The 24,565-nt window shown below is 73.4% G+C and carries 21 protein-coding genes and 1 riboswitch; of the genes, 6 read left to right on the top strand and 15 right to left on the bottom strand.

All coding sequences use genetic code 11. The features are described 5' to 3' along the window. Window positions 1-165: 165 nt before the first annotated feature. The gene (locus tag AB0D99_RS26175; protein ID WP_362367004.1) at window positions 166-1,221 is read left to right on the top strand and encodes an aminotransferase class V-fold PLP-dependent enzyme; all 1,056 of its coding nucleotides are present in this window, start codon (window positions 166-168) and stop codon (window positions 1,219-1,221) included. A 215-nt stretch (window positions 1,222-1,436) separates the two neighbouring features. Here AB0D99_RS26175 and AB0D99_RS26170 read toward each other — a convergent pair whose 3' ends face one another. After that, window positions 1,437-1,976, bottom strand: coding sequence for a MarR family winged helix-turn-helix transcriptional regulator (locus tag AB0D99_RS26170; protein ID WP_362367001.1), 540 nt, complete (start codon window positions 1,974-1,976; stop codon window positions 1,437-1,439). A gap of 126 nt (window positions 1,977-2,102) precedes the next feature. Here AB0D99_RS26170 and AB0D99_RS26165 point away from each other — a divergent pair, with 126 nt between their 5' ends. Beyond that, on the top strand, window positions 2,103-3,170 hold the full coding sequence (locus AB0D99_RS26165) for an alkene reductase (protein WP_362366998.1): 1,068 nt from the start codon (window positions 2,103-2,105) through the stop codon (window positions 3,168-3,170). Window positions 3,171-3,228: 58 nt separating this feature from the next. Here AB0D99_RS26165 and thpD read toward each other — a convergent pair whose 3' ends face one another. From thpD to AB0D99_RS26140, 5 genes are all read right to left on the bottom strand, one after another. Beyond that, entirely contained in the window at window positions 3,229-4,101 is an 873-nt protein-coding gene (thpD, locus tag AB0D99_RS26160; RefSeq protein WP_362366994.1) for an ectoine hydroxylase, read from the bottom strand. A 3-nt stretch (window positions 4,102-4,104) separates the two neighbouring features. Next, window positions 4,105-4,503 (bottom strand): ectoine synthase, encoded by a 399-nt coding sequence (locus tag AB0D99_RS26155; protein ID WP_362366991.1) that lies wholly within the window; start codon window positions 4,501-4,503, stop codon window positions 4,105-4,107. A 42-nt stretch (window positions 4,504-4,545) separates the two neighbouring features. Next, on the bottom strand, window positions 4,546-5,814 hold the full coding sequence (gene ectB / locus AB0D99_RS26150; RefSeq protein ID WP_362366988.1) for a diaminobutyrate--2-oxoglutarate transaminase: 1,269 nt from the start codon (window positions 5,812-5,814) through the stop codon (window positions 4,546-4,548). After that, the gene (gene ectA, locus AB0D99_RS26145; RefSeq protein WP_362366985.1) at window positions 5,811-6,338 is read right to left on the bottom strand and encodes a diaminobutyrate acetyltransferase; all 528 of its coding nucleotides are present in this window, start codon (window positions 6,336-6,338) and stop codon (window positions 5,811-5,813) included. The genes ectB and ectA overlap by 4 nt, the downstream gene beginning before the upstream one ends. A gap of 504 nt (window positions 6,339-6,842) precedes the next feature. Then, entirely contained in the window at window positions 6,843-7,949 is a 1,107-nt protein-coding gene (locus tag AB0D99_RS26140; protein WP_362367165.1) for an aminotransferase class V-fold PLP-dependent enzyme, read from the bottom strand. Between the two features lie 154 nt (window positions 7,950-8,103). Between AB0D99_RS26140 and AB0D99_RS26135 the strand changes: the two genes are divergently transcribed. Then, window positions 8,104-9,189 carry an amidohydrolase family protein gene (locus AB0D99_RS26135; protein ID WP_362366983.1) on the top strand — a complete coding sequence of 362 codons (1,086 nt, stop codon included), beginning with the start codon at window positions 8,104-8,106 and terminating at the stop codon, window positions 9,187-9,189. A gap of 60 nt (window positions 9,190-9,249) precedes the next feature. Here the strand turns inward: AB0D99_RS26135 and AB0D99_RS26130 are convergent, their stop codons facing one another. Together AB0D99_RS26130 and AB0D99_RS26125 are read right to left on the bottom strand one after the other, a co-directional pair. Then, on the bottom strand, window positions 9,250-9,834 hold the full coding sequence (locus AB0D99_RS26130) for a GNAT family N-acetyltransferase (protein WP_362366980.1): 585 nt from the start codon (window positions 9,832-9,834) through the stop codon (window positions 9,250-9,252). Then, a complete protein-coding gene (locus AB0D99_RS26125; protein WP_362366977.1) occupies window positions 9,821-11,959 on the bottom strand; it encodes a penicillin acylase family protein in 2,139 nt (712 codons plus the stop codon). The genes AB0D99_RS26130 and AB0D99_RS26125 overlap by 14 nt, the downstream gene beginning before the upstream one ends. A gap of 79 nt (window positions 11,960-12,038) precedes the next feature. On the opposite strand from AB0D99_RS26125, the gene AB0D99_RS26120 reads away from it, so the two are divergent. Together AB0D99_RS26120 and AB0D99_RS26115 are read left to right on the top strand one after the other, a co-directional pair. Then, entirely contained in the window at window positions 12,039-12,758 is a 720-nt protein-coding gene (locus tag AB0D99_RS26120; protein ID WP_362366974.1) for a siderophore-interacting protein, read from the top strand. A 303-nt stretch (window positions 12,759-13,061) separates the two neighbouring features. Beyond that, window positions 13,062-14,021, top strand: coding sequence for an SCO1860 family LAETG-anchored protein (locus tag AB0D99_RS26115; RefSeq protein ID WP_362366970.1), 960 nt, complete (start codon window positions 13,062-13,064; stop codon window positions 14,019-14,021). 73 nt (window positions 14,022-14,094) lie between these two features. On the opposite strand, the gene cobC is transcribed toward AB0D99_RS26115, so the two are convergent. Next, a complete protein-coding gene (cobC, locus tag AB0D99_RS26110) occupies window positions 14,095-15,642 on the bottom strand; it encodes an Rv2231c family pyridoxal phosphate-dependent protein CobC (RefSeq protein WP_362366967.1) in 1,548 nt (515 codons plus the stop codon). Further along, on the bottom strand, window positions 15,639-16,820 hold the full coding sequence (gene cbiT / locus AB0D99_RS26105) for a precorrin-6Y C5,15-methyltransferase (decarboxylating) subunit CbiT (protein WP_362366964.1): 1,182 nt from the start codon (window positions 16,818-16,820) through the stop codon (window positions 15,639-15,641). The genes cobC and cbiT overlap by 4 nt, the downstream gene beginning before the upstream one ends. Before the next feature lie 68 nt (window positions 16,821-16,888). On the opposite strand from cbiT, the gene AB0D99_RS26100 reads away from it, so the two are divergent. Then, window positions 16,889-17,617 carry a ZIP family metal transporter gene (locus AB0D99_RS26100; RefSeq protein WP_362366961.1) on the top strand — a complete coding sequence of 243 codons (729 nt, stop codon included), beginning with the start codon at window positions 16,889-16,891 and terminating at the stop codon, window positions 17,615-17,617. Between the two features lie 2 nt (window positions 17,618-17,619). On the opposite strand, the gene AB0D99_RS26095 is transcribed toward AB0D99_RS26100, so the two are convergent. The 5 genes from AB0D99_RS26095 to AB0D99_RS26075 are packed head-to-tail and all read right to left on the bottom strand — an operon-like array spanning window position 17,620 to window position 24,232. Beyond that, the gene (locus AB0D99_RS26095) at window positions 17,620-19,044 is read right to left on the bottom strand and encodes a cobyrinate a,c-diamide synthase (protein WP_362366958.1); all 1,425 of its coding nucleotides are present in this window, start codon (window positions 19,042-19,044) and stop codon (window positions 17,620-17,622) included. After that, window positions 19,038-19,646: a cob(I)yrinic acid a,c-diamide adenosyltransferase gene (gene cobO / locus AB0D99_RS26090; protein ID WP_362366955.1), complete on the bottom strand. Its 609-nt coding sequence runs from the start codon at window positions 19,644-19,646 to the stop codon at window positions 19,038-19,040. The genes AB0D99_RS26095 and cobO overlap by 7 nt, the downstream gene beginning before the upstream one ends. After that, window positions 19,646-21,670: a putative cobaltochelatase gene (locus AB0D99_RS26085; protein ID WP_362366952.1), complete on the bottom strand. Its 2,025-nt coding sequence runs from the start codon at window positions 21,668-21,670 to the stop codon at window positions 19,646-19,648. Before AB0D99_RS26085 ends, cobO begins: the two co-directional genes overlap by 1 nt. Window positions 21,671-21,728: 58 nt before the next feature. Further along, the gene (locus AB0D99_RS26080) at window positions 21,729-23,273 is read right to left on the bottom strand and encodes a cobyric acid synthase (RefSeq protein WP_362366949.1); all 1,545 of its coding nucleotides are present in this window, start codon (window positions 23,271-23,273) and stop codon (window positions 21,729-21,731) included. Then, window positions 23,270-24,232 carry a cobalamin biosynthesis protein gene (locus AB0D99_RS26075; RefSeq protein ID WP_362366946.1) on the bottom strand — a complete coding sequence of 321 codons (963 nt, stop codon included), beginning with the start codon at window positions 24,230-24,232 and terminating at the stop codon, window positions 23,270-23,272. The genes AB0D99_RS26080 and AB0D99_RS26075 overlap by 4 nt, the downstream gene beginning before the upstream one ends. 31 nt (window positions 24,233-24,263) lie before the next feature. Then, a riboswitch (cobalamin riboswitch) is annotated at window positions 24,264-24,407 on the bottom strand. Window positions 24,408-24,565 lie beyond the last annotated feature (158 nt).

The following is a 24,565-nucleotide window of genomic DNA, read 5'->3' as shown; positions in this document are numbered from 1 at the left end:
GCCGTTCCCGGCGAGCCGCTTCACCCGCCTCCGGAGGTCTTCGACGGCGTCCGCATCGGCTCCACGCCCCGACACGCCTCTGACCTGCGCACATAAGCGTGGCTTGGCTTCTCTCCATGATCAAAGGCAATTGACGGCGGGTCGGGGGGACCCCAGGCTGTGGTCATGGATGCCATCGAACCCCTCGGCGGAGCCGAGTTCGCGCCGAAGCAGACGTATCTCAACACCTCCGCCTGCGCGCTGCTGCCGCGCCGCACCATCGAGGCGGTCACCCTCCTCGCGGAGGAGACGGCGGACGGGCGGCCCGAGGGGGCCGGCGACTTCGAGATCGTCGCGGAGGCCCGGGCCACCTTCGCCCGGCTCATGTCCGTCCACCCGGACCGGGTCGCCGTCGGCAGCTCGGTATCGGTCCACGTCGGGATGATCGCCCAGTCGATGCCGGCGGGCGCCGAGATCCTCTTCCCCGAGGGGGACTTCAGCTCCGTCATCACGCCGTTCACGGTGCGGGGCGACCTCAAGACCCGCTTCGTCCCGCTGGAACGGCTGGCCGAGTCCATCGGCCCCGAGACCCGTCTCGTCGCCTTCTCCGCCGTGCAGTCCGCGGACGGCCGGACGGCCGACTTCGCCGCGGTACGGGCCGCGGCCGCCGCGCACGGCACCCGTACGCTCCTCGACGCCACGCAGTCGGCGGGCTGGCTGCCGCTGCGGGCGGGGGAGTGGGACTACACCGTGGCCGGTGGCTACAAGTTCCTGCTCTGCCCGCGCGGGGCGTCCTTCCTCACCGTCACCGAGGAGGCGCAGGACACCCTGGTGCCGATCCACGCCGGGTGGGTGACCGGTGAGGAGCTGTGGACCAACAGCTACGGTCCGGTGCGCGAACTGGCGCGTTCGGCACGGCGGTTCGACGAGCCGCCGGCCTTCCTCTCCTACCACGGGGCCGCCCGCTCGCTGGCCCTGCTGGAGGAGATCGGCATCGAGCGGATCGAGGCGCACAACAAGGCGCTCGCGGCCCGCTTCCGGGCGGGGCTCGTGGAGCTGGGGCACGCGCCGGTGGCGGACGTCTCCGGAGTCGTCGGTGTGCCGGGCCTCGGTGACCGCCGGGCCGCGCTCCAGGAGGCGGGCGTCCTGGTGTCCGCCCGTGCGGGCTTCCTGCGGGCGTCCTTCCACCTCTACAACGGCGCGGCGGACGTGGACCGCGCCCTGGAGGTCCTCGCCGGCTGAACCCCCGGCCCGGGCCGCCGGGGCGCCGTCCGGGGCCGTGGTCCCGGACCCCGCCGGCCCGGTCCCGAGCCCCGCGCGGCCCGAGCCGGGCAGGGAAGGCGGGGCCGATCGCCGCGGCTCCGGCGCCGCCGCCTGCCCTGCGCCCGCGCGCGGCCTCGGGCTCCGGTCCGCCTGCCCTGCGCCCGCGCGCGGCCTCGGGCTCCGGTCCGCCTGCCCTATGCCCCGCGCGCTGCCTTCGGCTCCGCGCAGCCGCCCGTCTCCACGGCGCCGGCCTCCGCGGACAGATTCCCCTCGACCTTCGCGAGGAGCCGGGCGAGCTCGGCCCGCTCGGCCGGGGTGAGGCCGGCGAGGGAGTACTCCTCCAGGCCGGTCCAGACCTCCTCGACCCCCGACCGCAGCGCCCCGCCCCCGTCGGCCGCCGCGACGAGCACGGCGCGCCGGTCGGTGGGGTCGGGGCTGCGCCGCACATGGCCGCTCTGCTCCAGGCGCTGAAGCATCTTGGTGACCGTCGAGGCGTCGACCCCCATCGCCTTGATCAGCTCCGACTGCCGCACCGGCCCGCGGTCCCACAGGCACATCATCAGGAACTCCTGGCCCGGGAAGAGGCCGACCTCCTTGAGCAGCCGGCCCGCGGCGATGCGGTGCAGCCGGGCCACCCGGGCCAGGGCGTGACTCACCGGTCCGCCCTGTGCCGCGGTCGGCAGCGCCCCGCTACAGGCGGGGTCCGACGAGGGCCTGGACGGGGACTCGGGCATGTCGTGCTCCTTGGCGGCGAGCTCCTGCGGGGGTGGTGTCCCAGATTACCTTGGTCGGCCAAGTAATGAGTTACAGTGAGGGCGGCCAGATGATTGGCCGACCACATAAATGGCTGGGAGACCGTCATGACCACTGCCTTCGACCCCATCGACCTGGCCGGCACGCGGCTCGCCAACCGCATCGCCATGGCCCCGATGACCCGCAGCCGCGCCCAGAACGAGGGCCGGACCCCGACCCCGCTGGTGGCCGAGTACTACGCCCAGCGCGCCTCCGCCGGCCTGATCATCACCGAAGGCACCCAGCCCTCCGCCGTCGGCCAGGGATACCCGAACACCCCCGGCCTGCACAGCCCCGAGCAGACGGCCGCCTGGCGCGAGGTCACCGACGCCGTCCACGCGCGCGGCGGCAGGATATTCGCCCAGCTCATGCACACCGGACGGATCGGCCACCCCGACCTCCTCGAAGGCGACCTCCACCCGGTCGGCCCGTCCGCCGTCCGCCCTGAGGGGCAGCTCTACACCCTCGACGGACTCAAGGACTTCGTCACCCCGCGCGAGCTGACCGCGGAGGAGGTGCGCGAGACGGTCGCCGACTTCGCCTCCGCCGCGCGCAACGCCGTCGCCGCCGGCTTCGACGGAGTGGAGATCCACGGGGCCAACGGCTACCTCGTGCACCAGTTCCTCGCCCCGGGCTCCAACCACCGCACCGACGCATGGGGCGGCTCCGTGGAGAACCGGATCAGGTTCGCCGTCGAGGTGGTCGAGGCCGTCGCCGCCGAGATCGGCCCGGGCCGCACCGGACTGCGGATCTCCCCGGCCAACCCGTACAACGACATCGCCGAGACCGGGCCGGAGGAGACGTACACCGCGCTCGTCGAGGCGATCGACCCGCTCGGCATCGCGTATCTGCACGTCACCGAGGCGGTCCCGGGCATCCGCGAGCTGACGCTCACGCTGCGCAAGCGCTTCTCCGGCACCTTCGTCCTCAACCCCGCGACCGAGGGCCCGACCGGGGCCGAGTCGCTGGCGCTGATCGAGGACGGGACCGCGGACATGGTCGCGTACGGGCAGCTCTTCATCGCCAACCCCGACCTGCCCGCCCGGCTGCGGAGCGACGGCCCGTACAACACCCCGGACCGCGCCTCCTTCTTCGGCGGCGACCACCGAGGCTTCACCGACTACCCGGCGCTGTGAGGGACTCGCGGGGGCCCCACCCGGGCCCCCGCACCCCTCGCCCCGGACCGCGCGAGGCTCACCGCACCGGGGTGAAGTCCCGCGCGCCGATGAACTCCGGGCGCCGCACCGGCGCCGCGAAGGGCTCCACCGCCGCGTTCTCCACGCTGTTGAAGACGATGAAGACGTTGCTGCGCGGATAGGGCGTGATGTTGTCGCCCGAGCCGTGCATCGCATTGCAGTCGAACCAGGTCGCCGAGCCGGCCCGGCCCGTGAAGAGCCGGATGCCGTGCGCCTGCGCGAGCGAGGTCAGCGCCTCGTCCGACGGGGTGCCGGCGTCCTGCATCTGCAGGGAGCGCTTGTAGTTGTCCTTCGGGGTCGCGCCCTCGCAGCCGAGGAACGTCCGGTGCGAACCCGGCATGATCATCAGGCCGCCGTTGGTGTCGTGGTTCTCGGTCAGCGCGATCGACACCGACACCGCCCGCATCCGCGGCAGTCCGTCCTCCGCGTGCCAGGTCTCGAAGTCCGAGTGCCAGTAGAACCCGGAGGCACCGAAGCCCGGCTTCACGTTGATCCGCGACTGGTGGACGTACACCTCCGACCCCAGGATCTCGCGGGCCCGGCCCACCACCCGCTCGTCGCGCACGAGCCGGGCGAAGACCTCGCTGATCCGGTGGACCTCGAAGACCGACCGTACGGAGGCGGTCTTCGGTTCGACGATCGCGCGCGGGTCGGCCCGTACGGCCGGATCGGCGATCAGCCGGTCCAGCTCCCGCTTGTACACCGCGACCTCGTCGTCGGTCAGCAGATCCGGCTGGGCGAGGAAGCCGTCGCGGTCGAAGGTCTCCAGACCCGGGGCGTCGCTCCACACCACCGGGTCACGGCGGGGGGTGAGCACCTCGGTGGCGCCGCGGGTGGGGTACAGGTCGGTGTTCGTCAGCACGTCGGTCATGGTTCAGCCCTCCTCCGTCAGCAGCGGGTAGACGCCGTTCTCGTCGTGGTCCTCCCGGCCGGTGACCGGCGGGTTGAAGACGCAGACACAGCGGAAGTCGGTCTTCGGGCGCAGGGTGTGCCGCTCGTGGCCGTCGAGCAGGTACATCGTCCCCGGCTCGATCCAGTGCGACTCGCCGGTCTCGTCGTTCGTCAGCTCGGCCTCGCCCTCGACACACAGGACGGCCTCGATGTGGTTCGCGTACCACATGGACGTCTCGGTGCCCGCGTACAGCACGGTCTCGTGGAGCGAGAAGCCGACGCGCTCCTTGGCGAGGACGATCCGCTTGCTCTCCCAGGTGCCGGACGCGGCCCGCACATGGCGTTCGGTGTTCTCGATGTCCTTGAACGATCGGACGATCACGGTGGTGCAACTCCCTTTGTGTCTAGGGGTGGTACGGGTGGTTCACACGGTCTCGCGGACCGCGCGGGACAGCGTGCGCAGCCCCTCGTCCAGCTCCTCGGGCGTGATGGTCAGCGGCGGGAGGAGCTTCACGACCTGGCTCTCCGGGCCCGAGGTCTCCAGCAGCAGCCCCAGCTCGAAGGCGCGCGCGCAGACCTTGGAAGCCCGTGCGCGGTCGGCGAACTCCAGGCCCCAGACCAGCCCGCGGCCGCGGTAGTGCGCGCCGTCGGCGGAGTTCTCCTCGCAGATGGCGAGGAGGGTCTGCTCGACCTGTTCGCCGCGGGAGATGGTCTGCTTCTCCATCTGGCCGTCGGCCCAGTACGTGTCGAGGGCGGCCGCCGCCGTGACGAAGGCCGGGTTGTTGCCGCGGAAGGTGCCGTTGTGCTCGCCGGGCTCCCAGACGTCCAGCTCCGGCCGGAACAGGCACAGCGACATGGGCAGTCCGTAGCCGCTGATCGACTTCGACAGCGTCACGATGTCGGGGGTGATCCCGGCCTCCTCGAAGGAGAAGAAGGCCCCCGTGCGGCCGCAGCCCATCTGGATGTCGTCGACGATGAGCAGCATGTCCTGCCGCCGGCACAGATCGGAGAGCGCGCGCAGCCACTCGGCCCGGGCCACGTTGATGCCGCCCTCGCCCTGCACCGTCTCCACGATCACGGCGGCCGGCTTGTTGAGGCCGGAGCCCTGGTCGTCGAGCAGCTTCTCGAACCAGAGGAAGTCGGGCAGCTGGCCGTCGAGGTACTGGTCGAACGGCATCGGAGTGCCGTGCACCAGCGGGATGCCCGCACCGGCCCGTTTGAAGGCGTTGCCGGTGACGGCGAGCGAACCGAGGGACATCCCGTGGAAGGCGTTGGTGAAGGAGACCACCGCCTCGCGGCCCTTCACCTTCCGGGCCAGCTTCAGCGCGGACTCCACCGCGTTGGTGCCGGTCGGCCCCGGGAACATCACCTTGTACGGCAGCGAGCGCGGCCGCAGCACGACCTCCTCGAAGGTCTCCAGGAAGGTCCGTTTGGCGGTGGTCGCCATGTCGAGACCGTGGGTGATCCCGTCGCGTTCCAGGTAGTCGATCAACGCCCGTTTCAGGACGGGGTTGTTGTGGCCGTAGTTGAGGGAACCGGCGCCGGCGAAGAAGTCCAGGTAGGTGTGGCCGTCCTCGTCGGTGAGGCGGGCGCCCTGCGCGCGGTCGAAGACGGTGGGCCAGCCGCGGCAGTAGCTGCGCACCTCCGACTCAAGGGTCTCGAAGACGCTCAGTTCGGGCGGGGTGATGGTCACAGCGAAGCTCCGGTGTGGGGGAAGGGGCCGATACGGTGCAGTACTTCGGGCAGATGCCCGGTGCCGTCGGACGTGTCGGGGAACAGGCCCCCGTCGAAGAGGACCTCGCGCTCCAGAGGGAGCCCGTGCCTCACGGCGTAGGCGGTGAAGAGCCGGCCGGAGGCCGTGTTGTCGGGGGTGACGGTCGTCTCGACCGAGTCGGGGGCGACTCGCGAGGTGAGTGCGTCGAGCAGCACGCCGGCCAGGCCCCGACCGCGGTGTTCCGCGTCGACGGCGATCTGCCAGACGACGAGGGTGCCCGGGCGGTCCGGGCGCAGGTATCCGGTGACGAAGGCGATCGGGTCGCCGTCGGCGCCGCGCGCGACCAGCGAAGTGGCGGCGAAGTCACGGCACCACAGCAGATAGCTGTACGGGGAGTTCAGGTCCAGGACCTGGGAATCGCGGGCGATGCGCCACATCGCCGGTCCGTCCTCCACGCGTGGGCTTTCCAGAGTCAGGGTCGTGGCTGCTTGTGCTGCGGTCATGCCGAGGGAATTTACCGAGCAATTTCTCGGATTGCACGGGGGAGGCGGGTGTGCGGGAGCGGCTCGATGTGTTACTCGCGCGGGCGCGAATGGCCACCCTTTTGCCCGTATTTATCTGTGCAAATCGGGCGCGATGTGGAGTCGATCACACGACCGGAATGCGAGAGAAACCCTGATGAAACCTTGGCGTTTGAGGTCGAGGAATCGGGGCAGAAGAACTTCGGAACATGTACGGGAATTCGCTCGGAGAATACTCCCGGGGAATTCCTTTCGAAATTACTCGTGGCATTCACGGGAATCGGGTCCGACGGTCGAACCGCGCGGGCCCGGCGTCGGCACGGCCGAACGGCGCGGGCCGGGCGTGTCGGGCGGCGCGGGGCGGGCGTACGGGCGGCGCGGGGCGGGCGTACGGGCAGGCCGGGCGTACCGGGCGGCGCGGGGCGCGGGCATGCGAAAAGGGCGGGGCCCGAAGGTCCCGCCCGTCTCCCGCGTGTCGCCGGAAGCCTAGCGGGCGCCCCACGCCTCCGCGGCGGCTCGGCGGGCGGCCTCCAGGTCCACCGCGCGGCCCGTCTCGCCGAGCGCCGCGCCCAGCGCCGCCAGCGAGGACTGGACCGCGCCCGGAGCCGCGTCCGCGCCGTAGTGGTTGACCCGGATCATCTCCTTCGACAGCGCCCCGCCGCCCGCGATCAGCGGCAGCGACGGGTCGGCCGCCAGCGCCTTCGCGACCAGCTCCGAGGCGTCGACGCCCGCGGGGGAACGCAGCGTCGTCGCGACCGGGGCCGCGTCCTTCGCCTCGCGGACGTACGGCTCCAGGCCGCCGCCCAGGGCCAGGACGCCCGCGCGGGTCGCGGCGGCCGCGGCGGAGTGACGGGCCATCAGGGAGTCCAGGCCCTCCGACTCGATCCGCTCCACGCACGCCTCCAGGGCCAGCATCTCCAGCTGCGCGGGGGCATGCAGCAGCGCCTTGCGACCGCCGTCGATCCAGCGTTCCTTCCAGTCCAGGAGCGAGAGGTACGAACGGCGCGGCGCCCGCGGGTTGGCGGCGAAACGCTCCCACGCCCGCTCGCTCACCGAGACCGCCGACACCCCGGCAGGTCCGCCCATCGCCTTCTGCGCCCCGATGATGCACATGTCGACGCCCCACGCGTCCGGCAGCACCGGCTCCGCCCCGATCGACGCCACGGCGTCCAGGTAGAACAGCGCCCCGTGCTCCCGCACGACCGCCCCGATCTCGGCGACCGGGTTGGTGTTGCCGGTCGCCGCCTCCGCGTGCACCAGCGACACGAAGTCGATCTCCGGGTGGTCCGTCAGCGCCTGCTCCACCTGCGCCGCGGTCACCGCCGTGTGGAAGGGCACCTCCAGGTCGACGACCGTGGCGCCGCAGTCCCGCAGCCAGTCGCCGAAGGTCTGTCCGTACGGACCCGTGACGATGTTCAGCGCCGTCGAGCCGGGCCGGGCCCCGCTGCGGATGCACCCCTCCAGGGGCAGCAGCGCCTCGCCCTGGGTGATCACCACGTCCTGCTCGGTCGAGAGGAGGGCGGCGACCCGTCGCTCGATGGACGCGAAGTGCGCGGCGGTCAGCGGGGCCAGGTCCAGGAGCGGATGTGTCACGGTCACGGCGGTGCCTTCTTCGGGTCGGTACGGTGCTGGTGGAGCGTCGGTTCAGGGTACCGAGCGGCCCTCCCGGACCCCGTCGCCGCTTCGGTGCGGCGACCGACGGACGACCGCTCTACGAGGGGGCGCCCGCCCCTCGTAGAGTGCAGACATGAGCGATCACGTGGTGCTGCATGTGAAGGGGCGGGTGCTCGTCGGCCCGGAGGACGTACGGGACGAGCTCTGGGCGGTCGACGGACGGATCACGTACACCCGGCCGTCCGGCGACGCCCTGACGGTGGAGGGCTGGGCCCTGCCGGGGCTCGTCGACGCGCACTGCCACGTCGGCCTGGATCAGCACGGCCCGGTCGACGACGTCACCAGCGAGAAGCAGGCGCTGACCGACCGCGACGCGGGCACGCTCCTGATCCGGGACGCCGGCTCGCCCTCCGACACCCGCTGGATCGACGAGCGCGAGGACCTGCCGAAGATCATCCGCGCGGGCCGCCACATCGCCCGCACCCGTCGTTACATCCGCAACTACGCCCACGAGATCGAGCCCGAGGACCTGGTGGCGTACGTCGGCCGGGAGGCGCGGCGGGGCGACGGCTGGGTCAAGCTCGTCGGGGACTGGCTCGACCGGGAGGCGGGCGATCTGGGCGCCTGCTGGCCCCGCGCGGAGGTCGAGGCGGCGATCGCCGAGGCCCACCGGCTCGGGGCCCGGGTCACCGCGCACTGCTTCGCGGAGGATTCGCTGCGCGACCTGGTGGAGGCGGGCATCGACTGCATCGAGCACGCCACCGGACTCACCGAGGAGACGATCCCGCTCTTCGCGGAGCGGGGCGTCGCGATCGTCCCGACGCTCGTCAACATCGCCACCTTCCCCAGGCTCGCCGAGGGCGGGGAGAAGAAGTTCCCGCGCTGGTCGGCGCATATGCGACGGCTGTACGAGCGCCGGTACGACACGGTCCGCTCGGCATACGACGCCGGCGTCCCCGTCTTCGTCGGCACGGACGCGGGCGGTTCCCTCGCGCACGGCCTGGTCGCCGCCGAGGTCGCGGAGCTGGTCACGGCGGGCATCCCGCCGATCGAGGCCCTCTCGGCCACCACCTGGGGCGCCCGCTCCTGGCTGGGCCGCCCCGGCCTGGAGGAGGGCGCACCGGCGGACCTCGTCGTCTACGACGGGGATCCGCGGGCGGACGTCCGTGTGCTCGCGGCGCCGCGGCGGGTCATCGTGAACGGCCGTGTGATCGGCTGAGGCGGGGGTGCCCCGGGGGCCGAGCGGGCCCGGTGCCGGTGGCGCCGGGCCCGTACCCCGTCAGCGGGTCAGGAAGGCGAGCCGCGCCTTCTTCTCCGGGATGAACACCTCCGGCAGGTCCACCTCCGGCAGGACGACCTCGGGGCCCAGCTCGAACCCGGCCCGCACCAGCCGGGCGATCGCCTTCTCGTTGTCCGCGTCCGGCTCGGCGACGGCGCGCGTGCGGCCGGTCATGGCGAAGTCGTTCAGCGCGACGAACAGCTTGGCGGAGAAGCCGGGCTCGGGGGTGGCGGCCGGGGCGATCAGGATGTGCACCCCGATATCGCCGGGCAGCACCTCGTAGCACTCGCTGACCCGGTCGGCCTCGGGCTCGTAGGTCTGGAAGAGCGCCACCGGCTCGCTGTCGCGGCGGACCAGGAAGCCGTGGTGGGTGGTGAGCGAGTCCAGGTGCGCGTAGATGTCGCGCACCTGCTCGACGGTGGTGCCGCCCATGCCCCAGAACCGGGCGCGGTCCTCGTTGACCCAACGGTGGATGAGAGCGGCGTCGGCGTCCGGGTCGACGGGGTCGATCCGGACGGTGCCGAAGCCCTCGACGATCTGGAGGTGGGCCGGCTGTCTGGACTGCGTCGACTCAGTGGTCGTCACGGGGGTGCTCCTTGGTGAGGTGGTGCCAGTCGGTGGTGACGGGGGCGAGTTCGCCCCGCAGCCACAGGGGGAGTTGGTCTCGGTGGTGGGCCTCCCCGGCGACGCCGGAGGCGCCGAACGGCACGGCCCAGAGGCTGTTGTCGCGGTCGGCGAGGTCCCAGACGTAGCGGGCGGCCGAGGCCCGGCCGCTGCGGTCGGTGAACCCGGGAACGCTGGACGTGGACAGCACGCAGTCGTGGTCCCCGCCCAGACCCGGCCACTGCGCGTCCGTGGCCTCCGGGTCGAGGTCGGGCAGCGCCTGCCAGGGCGCGAGCCGGTGCGTCACGCCCCAGGCGGGCGGCTCCTCGCCGGAGGCGATCTCCTCCAGGGCCTCCCGGACGATCTCCGCGATGTCCTCGGCCGGTACGGGTCCGGTGGTGAGGAGCGTCTCCAGCGCGAAGGCCACGCGGGGCCCGAGCGCGAGCCACGGCTGGAACACCGCCGGGTGCGGGGCGGGTTCCCGCAGCGCCACGAAGGCCGGGTGCGCCGCGACCCGTCGCACGACGGCCCCGCGCACGGCGGCGTAGAGCCCGGCGTCGACGCTGTCCGCCTCCATCCGCCGGTCCCAGCCGAGCAGCCGGGCGCGGACCGCGAGTGCGGCGGGGGAGAGCGGCGCGGGAGCTTCGGCGGCGCCCGCGGCCCGGACCGCCTCCAGCAGGCGCGCCGCCGAGGGGTTGTCGGTGTCCGTGTGGACGGTGGTCATGGCCTCGGGGGTCCAGCTCTTCGAACCGTCGAGCAGCGCGGCGATCCGCTCCGCCCGGTGCCGGGGGGCGAACTCCGCGCCCAGCGGGGCGGCGAGCCCCCGCGCGTTGGCCATGACCGCGTGGCCCTCGACGTCCGCACGGGGCGTCGGGGCCTGCGCGCCGTCCTGCCAGGCGTGGGCGGCCTCCCAGGCCGGCACGGTCCGAAGGGAGTTGGCGCGGTCGCGGACGGGGACGAACCCGGCGACCCGGTGCAGCAGCCCGCCGTCCACGTCCGCGGCCTGGAGGACGTTGACCGGCTCGATCCAGTCGTCGACCGCGCGGTCCACGTCCGCGACGGTGCGGGCGGCGAGCAGCGCGGGCAGGACGCGGAAGCCCAGCTCGCCGGTGGCCCTCGGCGGGTAGCGCAGACTGATCGCGTCCCAGGTGCCCGCGTCGGGGCCCGGAGCGGAACCGGAATCCGTGCCGCTCGCGCCGTCCGCGCCGATGATCACCGGGCCGCGTGCCGTCTCGATCACCTCGATCTCGACCGGCTCCGCCCCCGCGACCTCCACGGTCTCGACATGGGCCGCGGCGGGCCGCCAGCCCTCCGGGCCGAGGGCCTCCACGCCGCCGTCCGCGGTCCGTCGCAGCCGCTCCCGGTACAGGTCCTGGTAGTCGGCCATGGCGTTGGTGATGGCCCAGGCCACCCGCCCCGCGTGCCCGAAGTGGGGCAGACCGGGCACTCCCGGCACGGCGAAGCCCACCACGTCGAACTCCGGGCAGGCCAGCCGGATCTGCTGGTAGACGCCGGGGGCCTCGATGAAGCGGTGCGGATCCCCGGCCACGATCGCCGCGCCGCTCGCCGTGCGGTCGCCGGAGACCACCCAGCCGTTGGAGCCCGCCGTCCCCGGCCCGTCCGTGGCGAAGAGCTCGGTCCACTCCTCGCCGAGCCGGCGCGCGACCTCCTCCCGCCACAGTTTGGTGGGCATCCCGGCGAAGAGGATGTGGGTGGAGAGCCAGACCGCGAGCGGCGTCCACGGTTCCCAGTGCCCGGGCGTGAGCCCCGTGCGGGCGAACTCGGGTGCCCGGCGGGCGCCTTCCGGCAGGCCGGCGTTGACCCCGTCGACGTACGCCCGTACCCACCGCGCCGTCGCCGCGTCCAGGCGGTCGAAGCAGCGGCGCGCGGTGTCGGCGAGCCGGGTCTGCCGCGCGAAGGTGTCCCAGGCGGTCTCACCCGCGCCGAGGAACGACGCCGTGGTGCCCTGGGCCCGGTGTCGCTCGACCTCCAGCTGCCAGGCGCGGTCCAGGGCGGTCACTCGTCCCTGCGCGAAGGACAGTTCGTCGGGATCGGCTCCACGCAGGTGTGGAATGCCCCAGTTGTCCCGGTAGACCTCGACGCTCAATCCGATCCCGATCCCATCCGCACTTCTTAGGTTAGGCTGACCTAAATTAATCTACAGCTTCGCAGGGGAGGAGAGTGCGGTGGGGCATGGCTGGGAAGGTGTCGTTCTCAAACTGTTCCGGGGCAAGGACTTCACATTCACGGTGACGGGGGCCGAGCAGGTCACCGAGCACTACCGCCGGGTGCACATGACGGACGGCGGGCTCCTCGCCGCCGTCGGCGTCCACCCGACGATGTGGGTGCGGCTCTGGTTCGAGAGCGCGGGCAAGCCGCACCAGCGCGCCTACACCCTGGTCGACCCGGACGTCGACGCCGGGACCTTCAGTCTGGAGTTCGCCCTCCATGAGGGTGTCGCCAGCGACTGGGCCCGCACCTGCGCCCCCGGCGACACCATCGAGGCGACCCTGCAGGGCACCGGATTCACCGCCCCCGAGCCCCGCCCCGAGCGGCTGCTCGTCATCGGCGACCCGGCCTCGCTGCCCGCCATCAACTCCCTCCTCGACTCGTCGCCCGACCTTCCGGCCACCCTCTGGTTCGAGACCTCCCACGGCGCCGACGAGGAGCTGCCGCTGCGCCTCGACGCCGACCGCCACGAGGTGCGCCGGGTCCCGCGGCAGGGCGGCGGCACGGCGCTCGTCGAGCGCGTGCGGGCCGAGCTGCCGGAGCTGCTCGGCAGCGACCCGTACGTCTGGATCGCCTGCGACACGGCGACCACCCGCACCCTCGCCACGTACGTGCGCAAGGAGCTCGCGCTCCCCAAGGAGCGGGTGCACTCCCTCGGCTACTGGCGCGCCACCTGAGCCGGGCCCCCGGTGACGCGTCGGGTTGACGATCCGTTACCCGACGGCGGCGCATCTCGTTGAAACACTTCCCGCGCGCGCCCGCGCACCGTGCGACGCGCGGGGCGCGCGGGAACGGGTGTGTCGAAAGAATCGAATATGGACGCGGAAACCCCCCTTTGGAGTGAACTCACGTCAGGTGTCTGTCGGTTCACTCTCCGTGCGTAAAGATTCCGGTGTCTCAAGTCGCCGACGCCGCGTCGATCCCGTGTCCCCGTGGTGAGCGGCCGGCGGCGCCATGTCTCCTGTGGGGGTTCCACCATCTTGAACAGCAACACCTTCCGCATGCCCGTACGCCGTACCGCGGCCGCCGTGACCGTCGCCGCGCTGGCCGTCGGGCCCGTGGCCCTCCTCGCCCCCGCGGCGCACGCGACCGGCGGCGAAGGCCGCGCGACCGCCGTCGTCCTGCGGGCCGGTCTCGACGTCTCCCTGCTGAACAAGACGGTGGACGTGCCGCTGCGGACCTCGCTCAACGAGGTCAAGGCGCCCGAGAGCGAGGACGAGACCGCGCTGACCGTGAAGGTGGAGGGCGCCGAGGGCGGCAAGCCGATCAGCATCCTGCGGGCGGACGTCGCCACCTCGAAGGCCACCGTCGACAAGGACGGGGCCGAGGGGCACGTGAACCTGGTCAAGGCGCGGGTCCACGTCCCCGGCATCCGGGCGCTCTCCCTGATCGAGGTCCAGAAGGTCACGGCCGACGCCGTCTGCGAGACGGGCAAGCAGCCCGTCGCCGAGGCCAACGTGCTCGGACACGTGACCGTCTTCGGCAAGAAGACCACCCTGTCGACGGCCGGACAGACCAAGGTCTCCGTACCGGGCGTCGGCGACGTGACCCTCGACCTGTCCCGCACCGCCACCACCTCGCGCACCGCGGCCGCCACCGCCCTTGAGCTGAAGGTGCAGGTGAACCCGCTGAAGCTGGGCGTCGCCGAGGTCAACGGCGTGGTGACCCTCGCGGAGGCGACCTGTGAGACGCCGAAGGGCGCGAAGCCGACCGAGAAGCCCACGGAGCGGCCGAGCGAGCAGCCCTCGAAGGAGCCCACGGCCGATCCCACCGACGACAGCGGTGTGACGACCCAGAACGGCGGATCCGATCCGGCCGGCCAGAACCTCGCCGCGACCGGCGGCAGCTCCATGACCCCGTACCTCGCCGGCGGAGCCGTCGTCCTGCTCGCCCTGGGCGCCGGTGCCTTCGTCCTGGCGCGGAGCCGCGCCCGCGGCTGACCGACCCGAGGGGGGCCTCAGGGGGAACGAGCGCGCGGAGGGCGGTGGCGACGACACCGCCCTCCCCGCACGCTCAGCCCGTGATCAGCAGGGCCTGGTCCAGGGCCTGAAGGAACCGGTTCGTCGTGGCCCGGTCCCGGACCGCGAGCCTGAGCCAGTTCCGGTCCAGGCCCGGGAAGGTGTCACCGCGCCGGGCCGCGAATCCCAGGGCGCGCAACCGCTCCCGGACCTGGTCCGCGCGATGGACCCGGATCAGGACGAACGGTCCCTCCGCCGCAGCGACCGCTCTGACCTCGTCGAACTCCGCCAGCCCCGCCAGCAGATGCGCGCGCTCCACCGCGATCCGGTGCGCCGCGAGCTCCGCCTCGGCGAGCGCCGCCCGCGACATGCAGCTCTCCGCCGCCACCAGCGCCGGAGTGGACACCGGCCACAGCGGCTGCGCCGCCGCGAGGGTCTCGATCGTCTCCGGCCCCGCGAGCACGTAGCCGATCCGCAGACCGGCGAGACCCCAGGTCTTCGTCAGACTCCGCAGCACCACCAGCCCCGGCACGTCCGTCCGCCCGGCGAGCGACTCCCGCTCGCCCGGCACCGCGTCCATGAACGCCTCGTCCACCACCAGCGTCCGGCCGGGACGCGCCAGCGAGGCGATCGTCTCCGCGGGATGCAGCACCGACGTGGGGTTCGTCGGGTTCCCGATCACCACCAGGTCCGCGTCCTCCGGAACCGCCGAGGGGTCGAGCCGGAAGCCCTCCTCCTCACGGAGCAGCACCCGGCCCACCTCGTGCCCGGCGTCGCGCAGGGCCGCCTCCGGCTCCGTGAACTGCGGATGGACCACCACCGGCCGCCGCACCGGCAGCGCCCGCGCGAGCAGCACGAACGCCTCCGCCGCCCCGGCCGTGAGCAGCACCCGCCCGGCCGGCAGATCGTGCCGTTCGGCGACGGCGGCCCGCGCCGCCCGCCCGTCCGGGTAGTGCGCGAGACCGGTGAGGGAATCGGCGATCCGCTCGCGCAGCCACTGCGGCGGCGTGTTCGTGCGGACGTTGACCGCGAGGTCGATCAGCTTCTCGTCCCGTACCTCCGCGTCACCGTGGTGGCGCAGATCGTGGACGTCAGTGTGCGCGTGGAAATCCATGGCCGCCGTCGGGTGGTGAGTGGGGGGTGTACGGGGCTCCGTCTGACCAGCGATGTACCCCTGTCTCTGGGGCAACAACCGTGCGGCGGAGGCATCTTCGTTCGGACGAACCGGGAGCGATCGGGCGATAGCGCACGTCACGCGTCGCGATTTCCGCTTCGGTACGAGAAGTTCGGCACCGGGACCCGCCGAGAGCAGCGCCGCCGCCTCCGCCACCGACCCCGTCCCGGCCGCCGCCAGCGGAGCCCGCGAGGGATGCGGCACGGACACGGCGGCCAACGCCTCCGCCCCGTAGGCCCGCAGGGGCACACCGAGCCGCCCGGCCGCGCCCACGATCCCCGGCTCCGCCGCCCGCGCCTCCAGCGTCGCGAGCGCCGACACGTCCGCGTCCGCGAGTACCGCCTCCCGCAGCACCTGCGAGACCAGGTCGAGAACCTCGTCCACCGACACCCCCGAGCGGGCCCCGACCCCCACGGAAGCCCCGCTCACCGCGTACCCCACACCAGGAACACCGGCGCCGCCGGCGCCATCGTCGAGGAACCTCCCGGCAGCGCGAGCAGCCGCTGGGACTGCAGCAACACCCCCTCGGCCTCGAAACCGCGGCACGCCAGCGCCGAGCGGACCGGCGCCACCTGCTCCAGAGCCGTCACCGCCACCACCACCGCCCGCCGCGCCCGCCGGGCCGAGGCCAGCACGATCGACTTCAGCTCGCTGCCCCCGCCACCGATGAACACGCCGTCCGGATCGGCCAGATGGGACAGCACCGTCGGCGCCGCGCCGTGCACCGTCCGCACCTCCACGCCGTGCGCGGCGGTATTCGCCCGGATCCGCTCGACTCCGGAAGCCGTCCGCTCCACCGCGACCACCGCCGCGCCGAGCCGGGCGCACTCGACCGCGACCGAGCCACAGCCCGTACCGATGTCCCAGACCAGATCCCCGGCCCGCGGCCCCAGCCGCGCCAGAGCCAGCGCCCGCGCCTCGTACGGCAGCACGGACCCGCCGAGCGCGTCGCCCGCCCCGAACTCCCCGTCCGGCAACGCCCAGCGGCCGGGCCCCGCCAGCGGCCCCGTCACCGCCGGAGGCGGCCCCTCCGGCCGCGACTCGTCGAGACACAGGACCAGGCTCACCCCCTCCCAGCTCCGGCACATCGCCTCAGCGGGCTCCACCCGCTCGAAGCGCTCGCGGAAGGGATCGCCCAGCGCCGAGAACACCACCAGCGTCCGCGACGCCACCCGGTGCACCAGCTCGGCGCCCAGCTCCGCGGGACCCACCCCGGGCCCGGGCAGCACGGCCACCTTGGGATGCGCCCGGCACACGTTCACGGCCCGGTTCAGCGCGTGGCCGCACTCCTCCCCGCCGTCCACCACGAAGGCGTCGTCCCAGGGCAGGCCGAGGCGGGCGAACGCCAGCCCCACCATCGTCGGCCCGGGCCGCACGTCGAGCTCCGCGGCCCCGAAGCGCTCCTCCAAGGTGCGGACGACCCCGAAGAATCCGGGGTCACCCAGCGCTCGCACGACCACCCGCGTCCCACCTCCGGACACGTGCTTCTCGACCAGGTCGAGTTCCGTGTCCGTCAACTCGTCGCCCCGCACGTCCACCACCAGGGCCGCCTCGCCCGCCCACGAGCCCGCGTCGGCTCCCGCACTGCTTCCGATCACCGTGATCACGCGACCAGCCTCCCCACATCGGCCCCGGTGATGTGCGCGGAACGCGCGCGATCCGATAGCAAGGGCCCATGGCCGTTTTCGTCGCGCTCGGCGCGTTCCTCATGACGCTCTTCGGAGGCTGGACGGCGCAGCGCGTCACCGACCGGCGCCACCTCGTCCTCGGGCTCGCCGGCGGCCTGATGCTGGGCGTCGTCGGCCTCGACCTCCTGCCGGAGGCCATGGAGGCATCGGGGGAGAAGGTCTTCGGAGTGCCGCAGGCCCTGCTCCTCTTCGTGGCCGGCTTCCTCCTCGCCCACGTGGTGGAACGCCTCCTCGCGGTCCGTCGGGCCGCGCACGGTGTCGCCGCCGACGAGAGGGTGCCGCAGGTCGGACTCACCGCCGCCGCCGCGATGGTCGCCCACAGCCTGATGGACGGCATCGCGCTCGGCGCCGCCTTCCAGGTCGGCGGGGGCATGGGCGCCACCGTCGCGCTCGCCGTCATCGCCCACGACTTCGCCGACGGGTTCAACACGTACACGATCACCAGCCTGTACGGGAACGCCCGGCGCAGAGCCGTCACGATGCTGGTCCTGGACGCGCTCGCACCGGTCGTCGGCGCCGCGTCCACCCTGCTGTTCACCCTTCCGGAGGGACTGCTCGGCGGATATCTCGGATTCTTCGGCGGCGCCCTGCTCTACCTCGCCGCCGCCGAGATCCTCCCCGAGGCACACCACGAACACCCGGCCCGCTCCACCCTGTTCTGCACGGTGACGGGCGTGGGCTTCATCTGGCTCGTGGTGGGCGCCTCCGGCGGCTGATCTCACGCGGCGGAGCCCTTCGCGCAGTGCTCCACGAAGCGCACGGCGGCCTGCGGGGTGCCCGCCCAATGGGTGTGCACATAGCTCGCGTGGACACCCTGCCGCACGAACCCCTCCACCCTCCGCGTCGGCTGCCGCAGCCCCCAGGCCGCGTCCGCCCCCGCGCCCGGCTCGATCACGGTCCGGTGGAACTCATGGCCCCGCATCCGCGTCCCGGCCGCGGCGAGCGAACTGTCGCTCACCGCCACGGCGTCCCGGTACCCGAGCGTCAGCCGGTCCGACATCCGGGCGTCCGCGTCGAGCACCCCGCACATCGGCGTCCCGTCGAGCGACCGCGCCAGGTACAGCAGCCCGGCACACTCGGCGGCGATCGGCGCGCCGGACGCGGCGAACGCGGCGACGGCCTTCCGCAGCGGCTCGTTGGCGGACAGCTCGGACCCGTACATCTCGGGGAAGCCGCCGCCTATGACGAGCCCGCCGGTCCCCTCGGGCAGGGCCTCGTCCCGCAGCGGATCGAAGGTGACGACGTCCGCGCCCGCGGCCTTCAGCAGTTCCGTGTGCTCGGCGTAGGAGAACGTGAACGCCGCTCCTCCCGCGACCGCCACGACAGGGCGTGGGCGATCGTCCCGCAGGGCGGTGGAGGTACCCCCGGACGACGTCCGGGGGAGGGTGGGCACACCACCGTCGGACCGCACCAGAACGGCGCCCGCGGGGTCCCAGAGGTCTCCCGGCATCGGAGGCGCCGAGCGCGCCAGGGCCAGCAGCGCGTCCATGTCGCAGCCCGCGAGCACTTGCTCCGCCTGCGCGGCCACCGCCTCGACGGCCTGAGCCTGCCGCTCGGCCACGGGCACGAGACCGAGGTGCCGCGACGGCGTGGCCACCGCCGGCGCCCGCCGCAGGACACCGAGGACCGGCACCCCCGACTCCCCGAGCGCCTCCCGCAGCAGATGCTCGTGCCGGTCGGTCGCGACCTTGTTCAGGATCACCCCGCCGATCCGCACCTCCGGATCCCACGAGGCGAACCCGTGCACCAGCGCCGCCACCGACCGCGACTGCGACGAGGCGTCCACGACCAGCACCACCGGCGCCCTGAGCAGCTTGGCCACCTGGGCGGTGGACGCCAGCTCGCCCTGGTCGGCGGCGCCGTCGTACAGCCCCATGACGCCCTCGACGACCGCCAGGTCGCAGCCGCGCGCCCCGTGCTCGAAGAGCGGCGCGATCAGCCCCGTGCCGCACATGTACGCGTCGAGGTTGCGGCCCGGCCGTCCGGTCGCCAGGGCGTGGTAGCCCGGGTCGATGTAGTCGGGGCCGACCTTGTGCGGGGAGACCGCGAGACCACGGCCGGCGAACGCGGCCATCAGGCCGGTCGCGACCGTGGTCTTGCCCGCGCCGGAGGACGGCGCGGCGATGACGAGACGTGCTACCACTCGATGCCCCGCTGGCCCTTCTGACCCGCGTCCATCGGGTGCTTCACCTTCGACATGTCCGTGACCAGGTCCGCGAAGTCCACGAGCTCCTGCGGGGCGTTGCGGCCGGTGATCACGACGTGCTGCTGACCGGGACGGTCGCGCAGCACCTCGACGACCTCTCGGGTGTCGATCCAGCCCCAGTGCAGCAGATAGGCGAACTCGTCGAGGACGTAGAACTTGTACTTCTCCTCGGCGAGGTCGCGCTTGACCTGCTCCCAGCCCTCGCGCGCCTTGTCCTCGTGGGACTGCTCGCCCTCGGCGACCTCGCGCTGGATCCAGGACCAGCCCTCGCCCATCTTGTTCCAGGTGACGCTGCCGCCCTTGCCGGTCTCGCCGAGCGCCTTGAGGGCGTTCTCCTCGCCGACCTTCCACTTGGCGGACTTGACGAACTGGAAGACCCCGATCGGCCAGCCCTGGTTCCAGGCGCGCAGGGCCATGCCGAAGGCCGCCGTCGACTTCCCCTTGCCGACCCCGGTGTGCACCATGACCAGCGCACGATTGCGGCGCTGACGGGTGGTGAGACCGTCGTCCGGAACGACGGTCGGCTGTCCCTGCGGCATTACGCGGCCCTCCTGGTTGTCTGTCCTGCCTGTACGTCCCTGACGAGCCCGGCGATCGAGTCGGCGCGCAGCTCGTCCAAGGTGACGGCCGTGCCGCCCAGTTCGCGGGCGAGTTGCCCGGCGAGCCCCAGCCGCACGGGCCCGGTCTCGCAGTCCACGACGACGGCCGCCGTGCCCTCGGAGGCATGCAGCCGCGCCGCCCGGGCGGCGAGCGCCACCGGGTCCGCGCCGCCACCGGTCGCCCGGCCGTCGGTCACGACGACGAGCAGCGGACGGCGCGAGGGATCACGCAGCCGCTCCACGCGCAGGACGTCATGGGCCTTGAGAAGCCCCGCGGACAGCGGTGTGCGGCCGCCCGTCGGGAGCTGTTCGAGCCGCGCGGCGGCCGCGTCCACGGACGAGGTCGGCGGCAGTGCCACCTCGGCGTCCCGCCCCCGGAAGGTGACGAGGCCGACCTTGTCGCGCCGCTGGTAGGCGTCGAGCAGCAGCGAGAGGACCGCGCCCTTCACGGCGCTCATCCGCTGCCGGGCCGCCATCGAGCCGGAGGCGTCCACGGCGAAGAGCACGAGATTGCCCTCGCGCCCCTCGCGGGTCGCCTGCCGCAGGTCGTCCCGGCGGACCACGAGCCCGGGCCCGGTCCGCCCGCGCGCCTTCTGGTGCGGGGCGGCGGCATGCACGGTCGCGGTCAGATGGAGCTTGGTCAGCGTGGACCGGGGCCGTACGGAGCCGGTGGTCCTGCCGTGCTCGGTGCGGGCCCTGGAACGGCGTCCGGCCGCCCCCTCGCCCAGTCCCGGCACGCTGAGCACCTTCGTACGGAAGGGCTCGGCGGCCTTGACGGCGGCCCGCTCACCGGCGCCGCCGCCCGCGCCCGGAGCGGGCGCCGGAGCCTCCTCGGCACCGGCGTCCCGCGAGGTGCCGTCGTCCGGCCCCTCGCCCTGCGGAGGCACCCCGCCACCGGGGCCACCGCCCGGTCCGCCGTCGGGTCCCGGGTCGGGATCGTCGTCCCCGTCCTCGTCCGTGAACCGCTCCAGCGTCTCGTCGAGCTTGTCCTCGTCGAGCCCCGGCGCGTCGAAGGGGTTCCGCCGCCTGCGGTGGGGGAGGGCGAGCAGCGCGGCCTGCCGTACGTCCTCGGAGGTCACCTCCGTCCGCCCCGCCCACGCGGCGAGCGCGGTCGCCGTCCGGGCCATCACGATGTCGGCGCGCATCCCGTCCACCTCGAACGCGGCGCAGGTCGCGGCGATCTGGAGCAGGACGGCGTCGCCGAGCGAGACGCTCGGCAGCAGGTCGCGCGCGGCGACGACCCGGTCCCGCAGCGCGTTCTCCTCCTCGGCCCAGCGGGCGGCGAAGGCGGCCGGGTCGTCGTCGAAGGCGAGCCGGCGGCGCACCACCTCGACCCGCTGCTCGGGCTCGCGGGAGGCGGCGACCTCGACGGTGAGTCCGAAGCGGTCCAGCAACTGCGGCCGCAACTCGCCCTCCTCGGGGTTCATCGTGCCGACGAGCAGGAAGCGTGCCGCGTGCCGTACGGAGACGCCTTCGCGCTCGACGTACGAGGAGCCCATGGCGGCGGCGTCGAGGAGCAGGTCGATCAGATGGTCGTGGAGGAGGTTGACCTCGTCGACGTAGAGGATCCCGCGGTGCGCGTCCGCGAGCAGCCCCGGCTCGAACGCCTTCACGCCCTCGGCGAGCGCCCGCTCGATGTCCAGCGCGCCCACGAGCCGGTCCTCGGACGCGCCGACGGGCAGCTCGACCATCCGGGCGGGGCGGGCCGCCCCGGGCGTCTCGGCGTGCGGGCCGTCCGGGCACCGCGGATCGGGCGCGCCCGGGTCGCAGCTGAACCGGCACCCGGCGACCACCGCCACCGGCGGCAGGAGGTCCGCGAGCGCGCGCACGGCGGTCGACTTGGCGGTGCCCTTCTCGCCGCGTACGAGGACACCGCCCACCGCCGGGCTCACCGCGTTCAGCAGCAGCGCGAGCCGCAGGTCGTCCATGCCGACGACGGCGGTGAACGGATACCGGGTGCTCATCGGGTGGTCACTCCTTCAAGGTCGGGTCGCTGACGTTCGCTCAACTCCGGGCCCGCCCTCACGGCGCGCCCGGCGGGATGAACGGCAGCCCGTTCGGCGAGCCGTTCTCGATCAGACGCAGCAGCGCGTCCGTGTCCGCGTGTTCCTCGATCAGGTCGCCGAGACGGTCCAGCTGCTCCTCGCGGAGCGCCCCGAAGGAGGTGTCGGGGGCCGGGACGAAGCGCCGTCCGGCCGCCGCCGCGACCTCCCGCAGGAACGCCCGGCGGAAGCCGTCGCTCTCCAGGGAGCCGTGCCAGTGCGTGCCCCAGACGGCGCCGACCCGGCAGCCGTCGAGGAAGGGTTCGCCACCTCGCACGTCCGCGACGCCGTGGTGGATCTCGTATCCCTCCACGGGCTGGCCGAGCGCCTCGCCGACGGGCCGGGCCAGGGTCTTCTCGGCCGCGAACCGGACCCGTACGGGCAGCAGTCCGAGCCCGTCGACGGTGCCGGCCTTCGACTCGACCTCGTCCTCGATCAGCTCCCCGAGCGCCTGGAAGCCGCCGCAGATGCCGAGCACCGGCCTGCCCTCCGCCGCGCGCCGGGCGATCGCGTCGGCGAGACCGCGCTCCCGCAGCCACGCCAGCGCCTTGACCGTCCCGCGGGTGCCCGGCACGACCACCAGGTCCGCGTCGACGAGCTCCTCGGCCCGGTCCACGAACCGCACCACCACGCCCGGCTCGGCCGCCAGCGCGTCCACGTCGGTGAAGTTGGACATCAGCGGCACGGCGCAGACGGCGACCCGCAGCACGTCCTCGCCGACCGGGGGCGCGACGACCGACTCGCGGACCGCGCCCCGCAGCGAGACCCGCAGGCCGTCCTCCTCGTCGATGCCGAGCCCGTGCGCGTAGGGCAGCACCCCGTACGTCCGGCGCCCGGTCAGTCCGAGCAGCATGTCGAGGCCCGGCTCCAGCAGGCTCACGTCGCCTCGGAACTTGTTCACGAGATAGCCCGCGATCAGCTTCTGGTCCTCCGGCGTGAGCAGCGCCGTCGTGCCGAAGAACTGGGCGAACACCCCACCCCTGTCGATGTCGCCGACGACCAGCACCGGCAGCCGCGCCGCCCGTGCGACGCCCATGTTGACGATGTCCGTACGCCTCAGGTTGATCTCGGCCGGACTGCCCGCCCCCTCGCAGATCACGGCGTCATACGTGCCCCGCAGCTCCTCCAGGCACGCCATCACGGGCTCGAAGAGCTCCGTCCGCCGGCCCCCGTGGAGACCCTTCCCGGCGGACGGCTCCCCGGACCCGAAGAACCCGCGCGCGCTCAGCTCGCCCACCGGCTTGCCCATCAGGACGACCTGGCTGGAGCGGTCGCTGCCCGGCTTCAGCAGCACGGGGTTCATCAGCGCGGTCGGCTCGACGCGGGCCGCCTGCGCCTGCATGGCCTGTGCCCGGCCGATCTCCGCGCCCCCGCGGGTCACGAAGGAGTTCAGGGACATGTTCTGCCCCTTGAACGGGGCGACCTTCACGCCCTGCCGGACCAGCCAGCGGCAGATGCCCGCCGTGACGACGCTCTTGCCCGCGTCGGACGTGGTCCCCGCGACCAGCAGCCCCCCGCCTCTCATGCCTTCCTCCGCTTCATCGCGCCCGCCACGATCCGTCCGCCCACGCACACCGCCAGCGTCAGCGCGGTGACCCGGCGCGAGAGCCGCACCGCCCGTTCGATGTCCCCGACCTCCACGGCCCGGCCCTCCTCGTTCAGCACCGGCCGGTGCTCGACCCGTCCGCCGTACGACAGCGTCCCGCCGAGCCGTACGCCGAGCGCCCCCGCGAAGGACGCCTCCACGGGACCGGCGTTGGGGCTCGGGTGCCCGGCCGCGTCCCGCCGCCATGCCCGCACGGCCCCCTTCGGGTCGCCGCCGGCGACCGTCGCGAGAGCGGCGGTCAGCCTGGCGCCCGGCCAGCCGGCCACGTCGTCGAGTCGCGCCGAGGCCCAGCCGAAGCGCCGGTACGCCGGGGACCTGTGGCCGACCATCGCGTCCAGCGTGTTCACGGCACGGAAGCCGACGAGTCCCGGAACCCCGGCGACCGCGCCCCAGAACAGGGCGCCCACGACGGCGTCGGAGGTGTTCTCGGCGACGGACTCCACCACCGCGCGGGCCATCGCGGGGCCGTCCAGGGCCTGCGGATCGCGTCCCACCAGGTGGGGCATCCGCTCGCGGGCGACCTCCAGGTCCCCGGCGGCCAGTGCCCCGCCGATCGCGCGGGCCTCGCGGCCCAGGGTCGTGCCGCCGACGACGGCCCACACGGAGGCGGCGGTCAGCGCGACGGCGGCCCCGGGGCGGTCGCGTACGGTACGGGCGGCCAGTGCCGCGATCGCCGTGGCGCCACCGGCGCAGACGGCGGTGTGCAGCGCACCCCACCCGCGGTGGTCGTGGTGGAGCAGCTTCTCGACGGAGCCGGCGGCGCGCCCGAACGCGGCGACCGGATGGCCGCGGCGGGGGTCGCCGACGATCAGGTCCGCGGCCAGGCCGGCGGCGGCGCCGTACGCGAATACACCTGTGGCTGCACTGCGGCCGGGCATGGCGCTGTGTCCTCACTCAGGGTCCGCGCCCTGGCTCGACGTGACCGGCGGAGAGAGTTCCTGGCTCCCGGGGATCGACTCCCCGGTCACAGTGGCGGGACCGCGCCGGATTCGCACCGGGCTTCCTCTGTTGCCGCCGTCATGGCCCCGGAAGTCCACCACGCTGCGCGAACACCCGTCAACTCACCTTTGACCTGCGGCGGGACAGTGTGCGGAGCACCACAGGAACGACGGACGGGGGGGGGGGGGCCGGGGGGGGGGCCCCCCCCCCGCGGGGGGGGGGGGGGGGGGGGTGCGCCAGAGAAAGATTTTAGTAAGCCACCCCCCCCCCCC

This window comes from Streptomyces sp. NPDC047971 (assembly GCF_040653355.1).
Lineage (GTDB): Bacteria > Actinomycetota > Actinomycetes > Streptomycetales > Streptomycetaceae > Streptomyces.
Note: the sequence above shows the minus strand (reverse complement) of the source record. Positions and strands in the feature narration are given on the sequence as shown.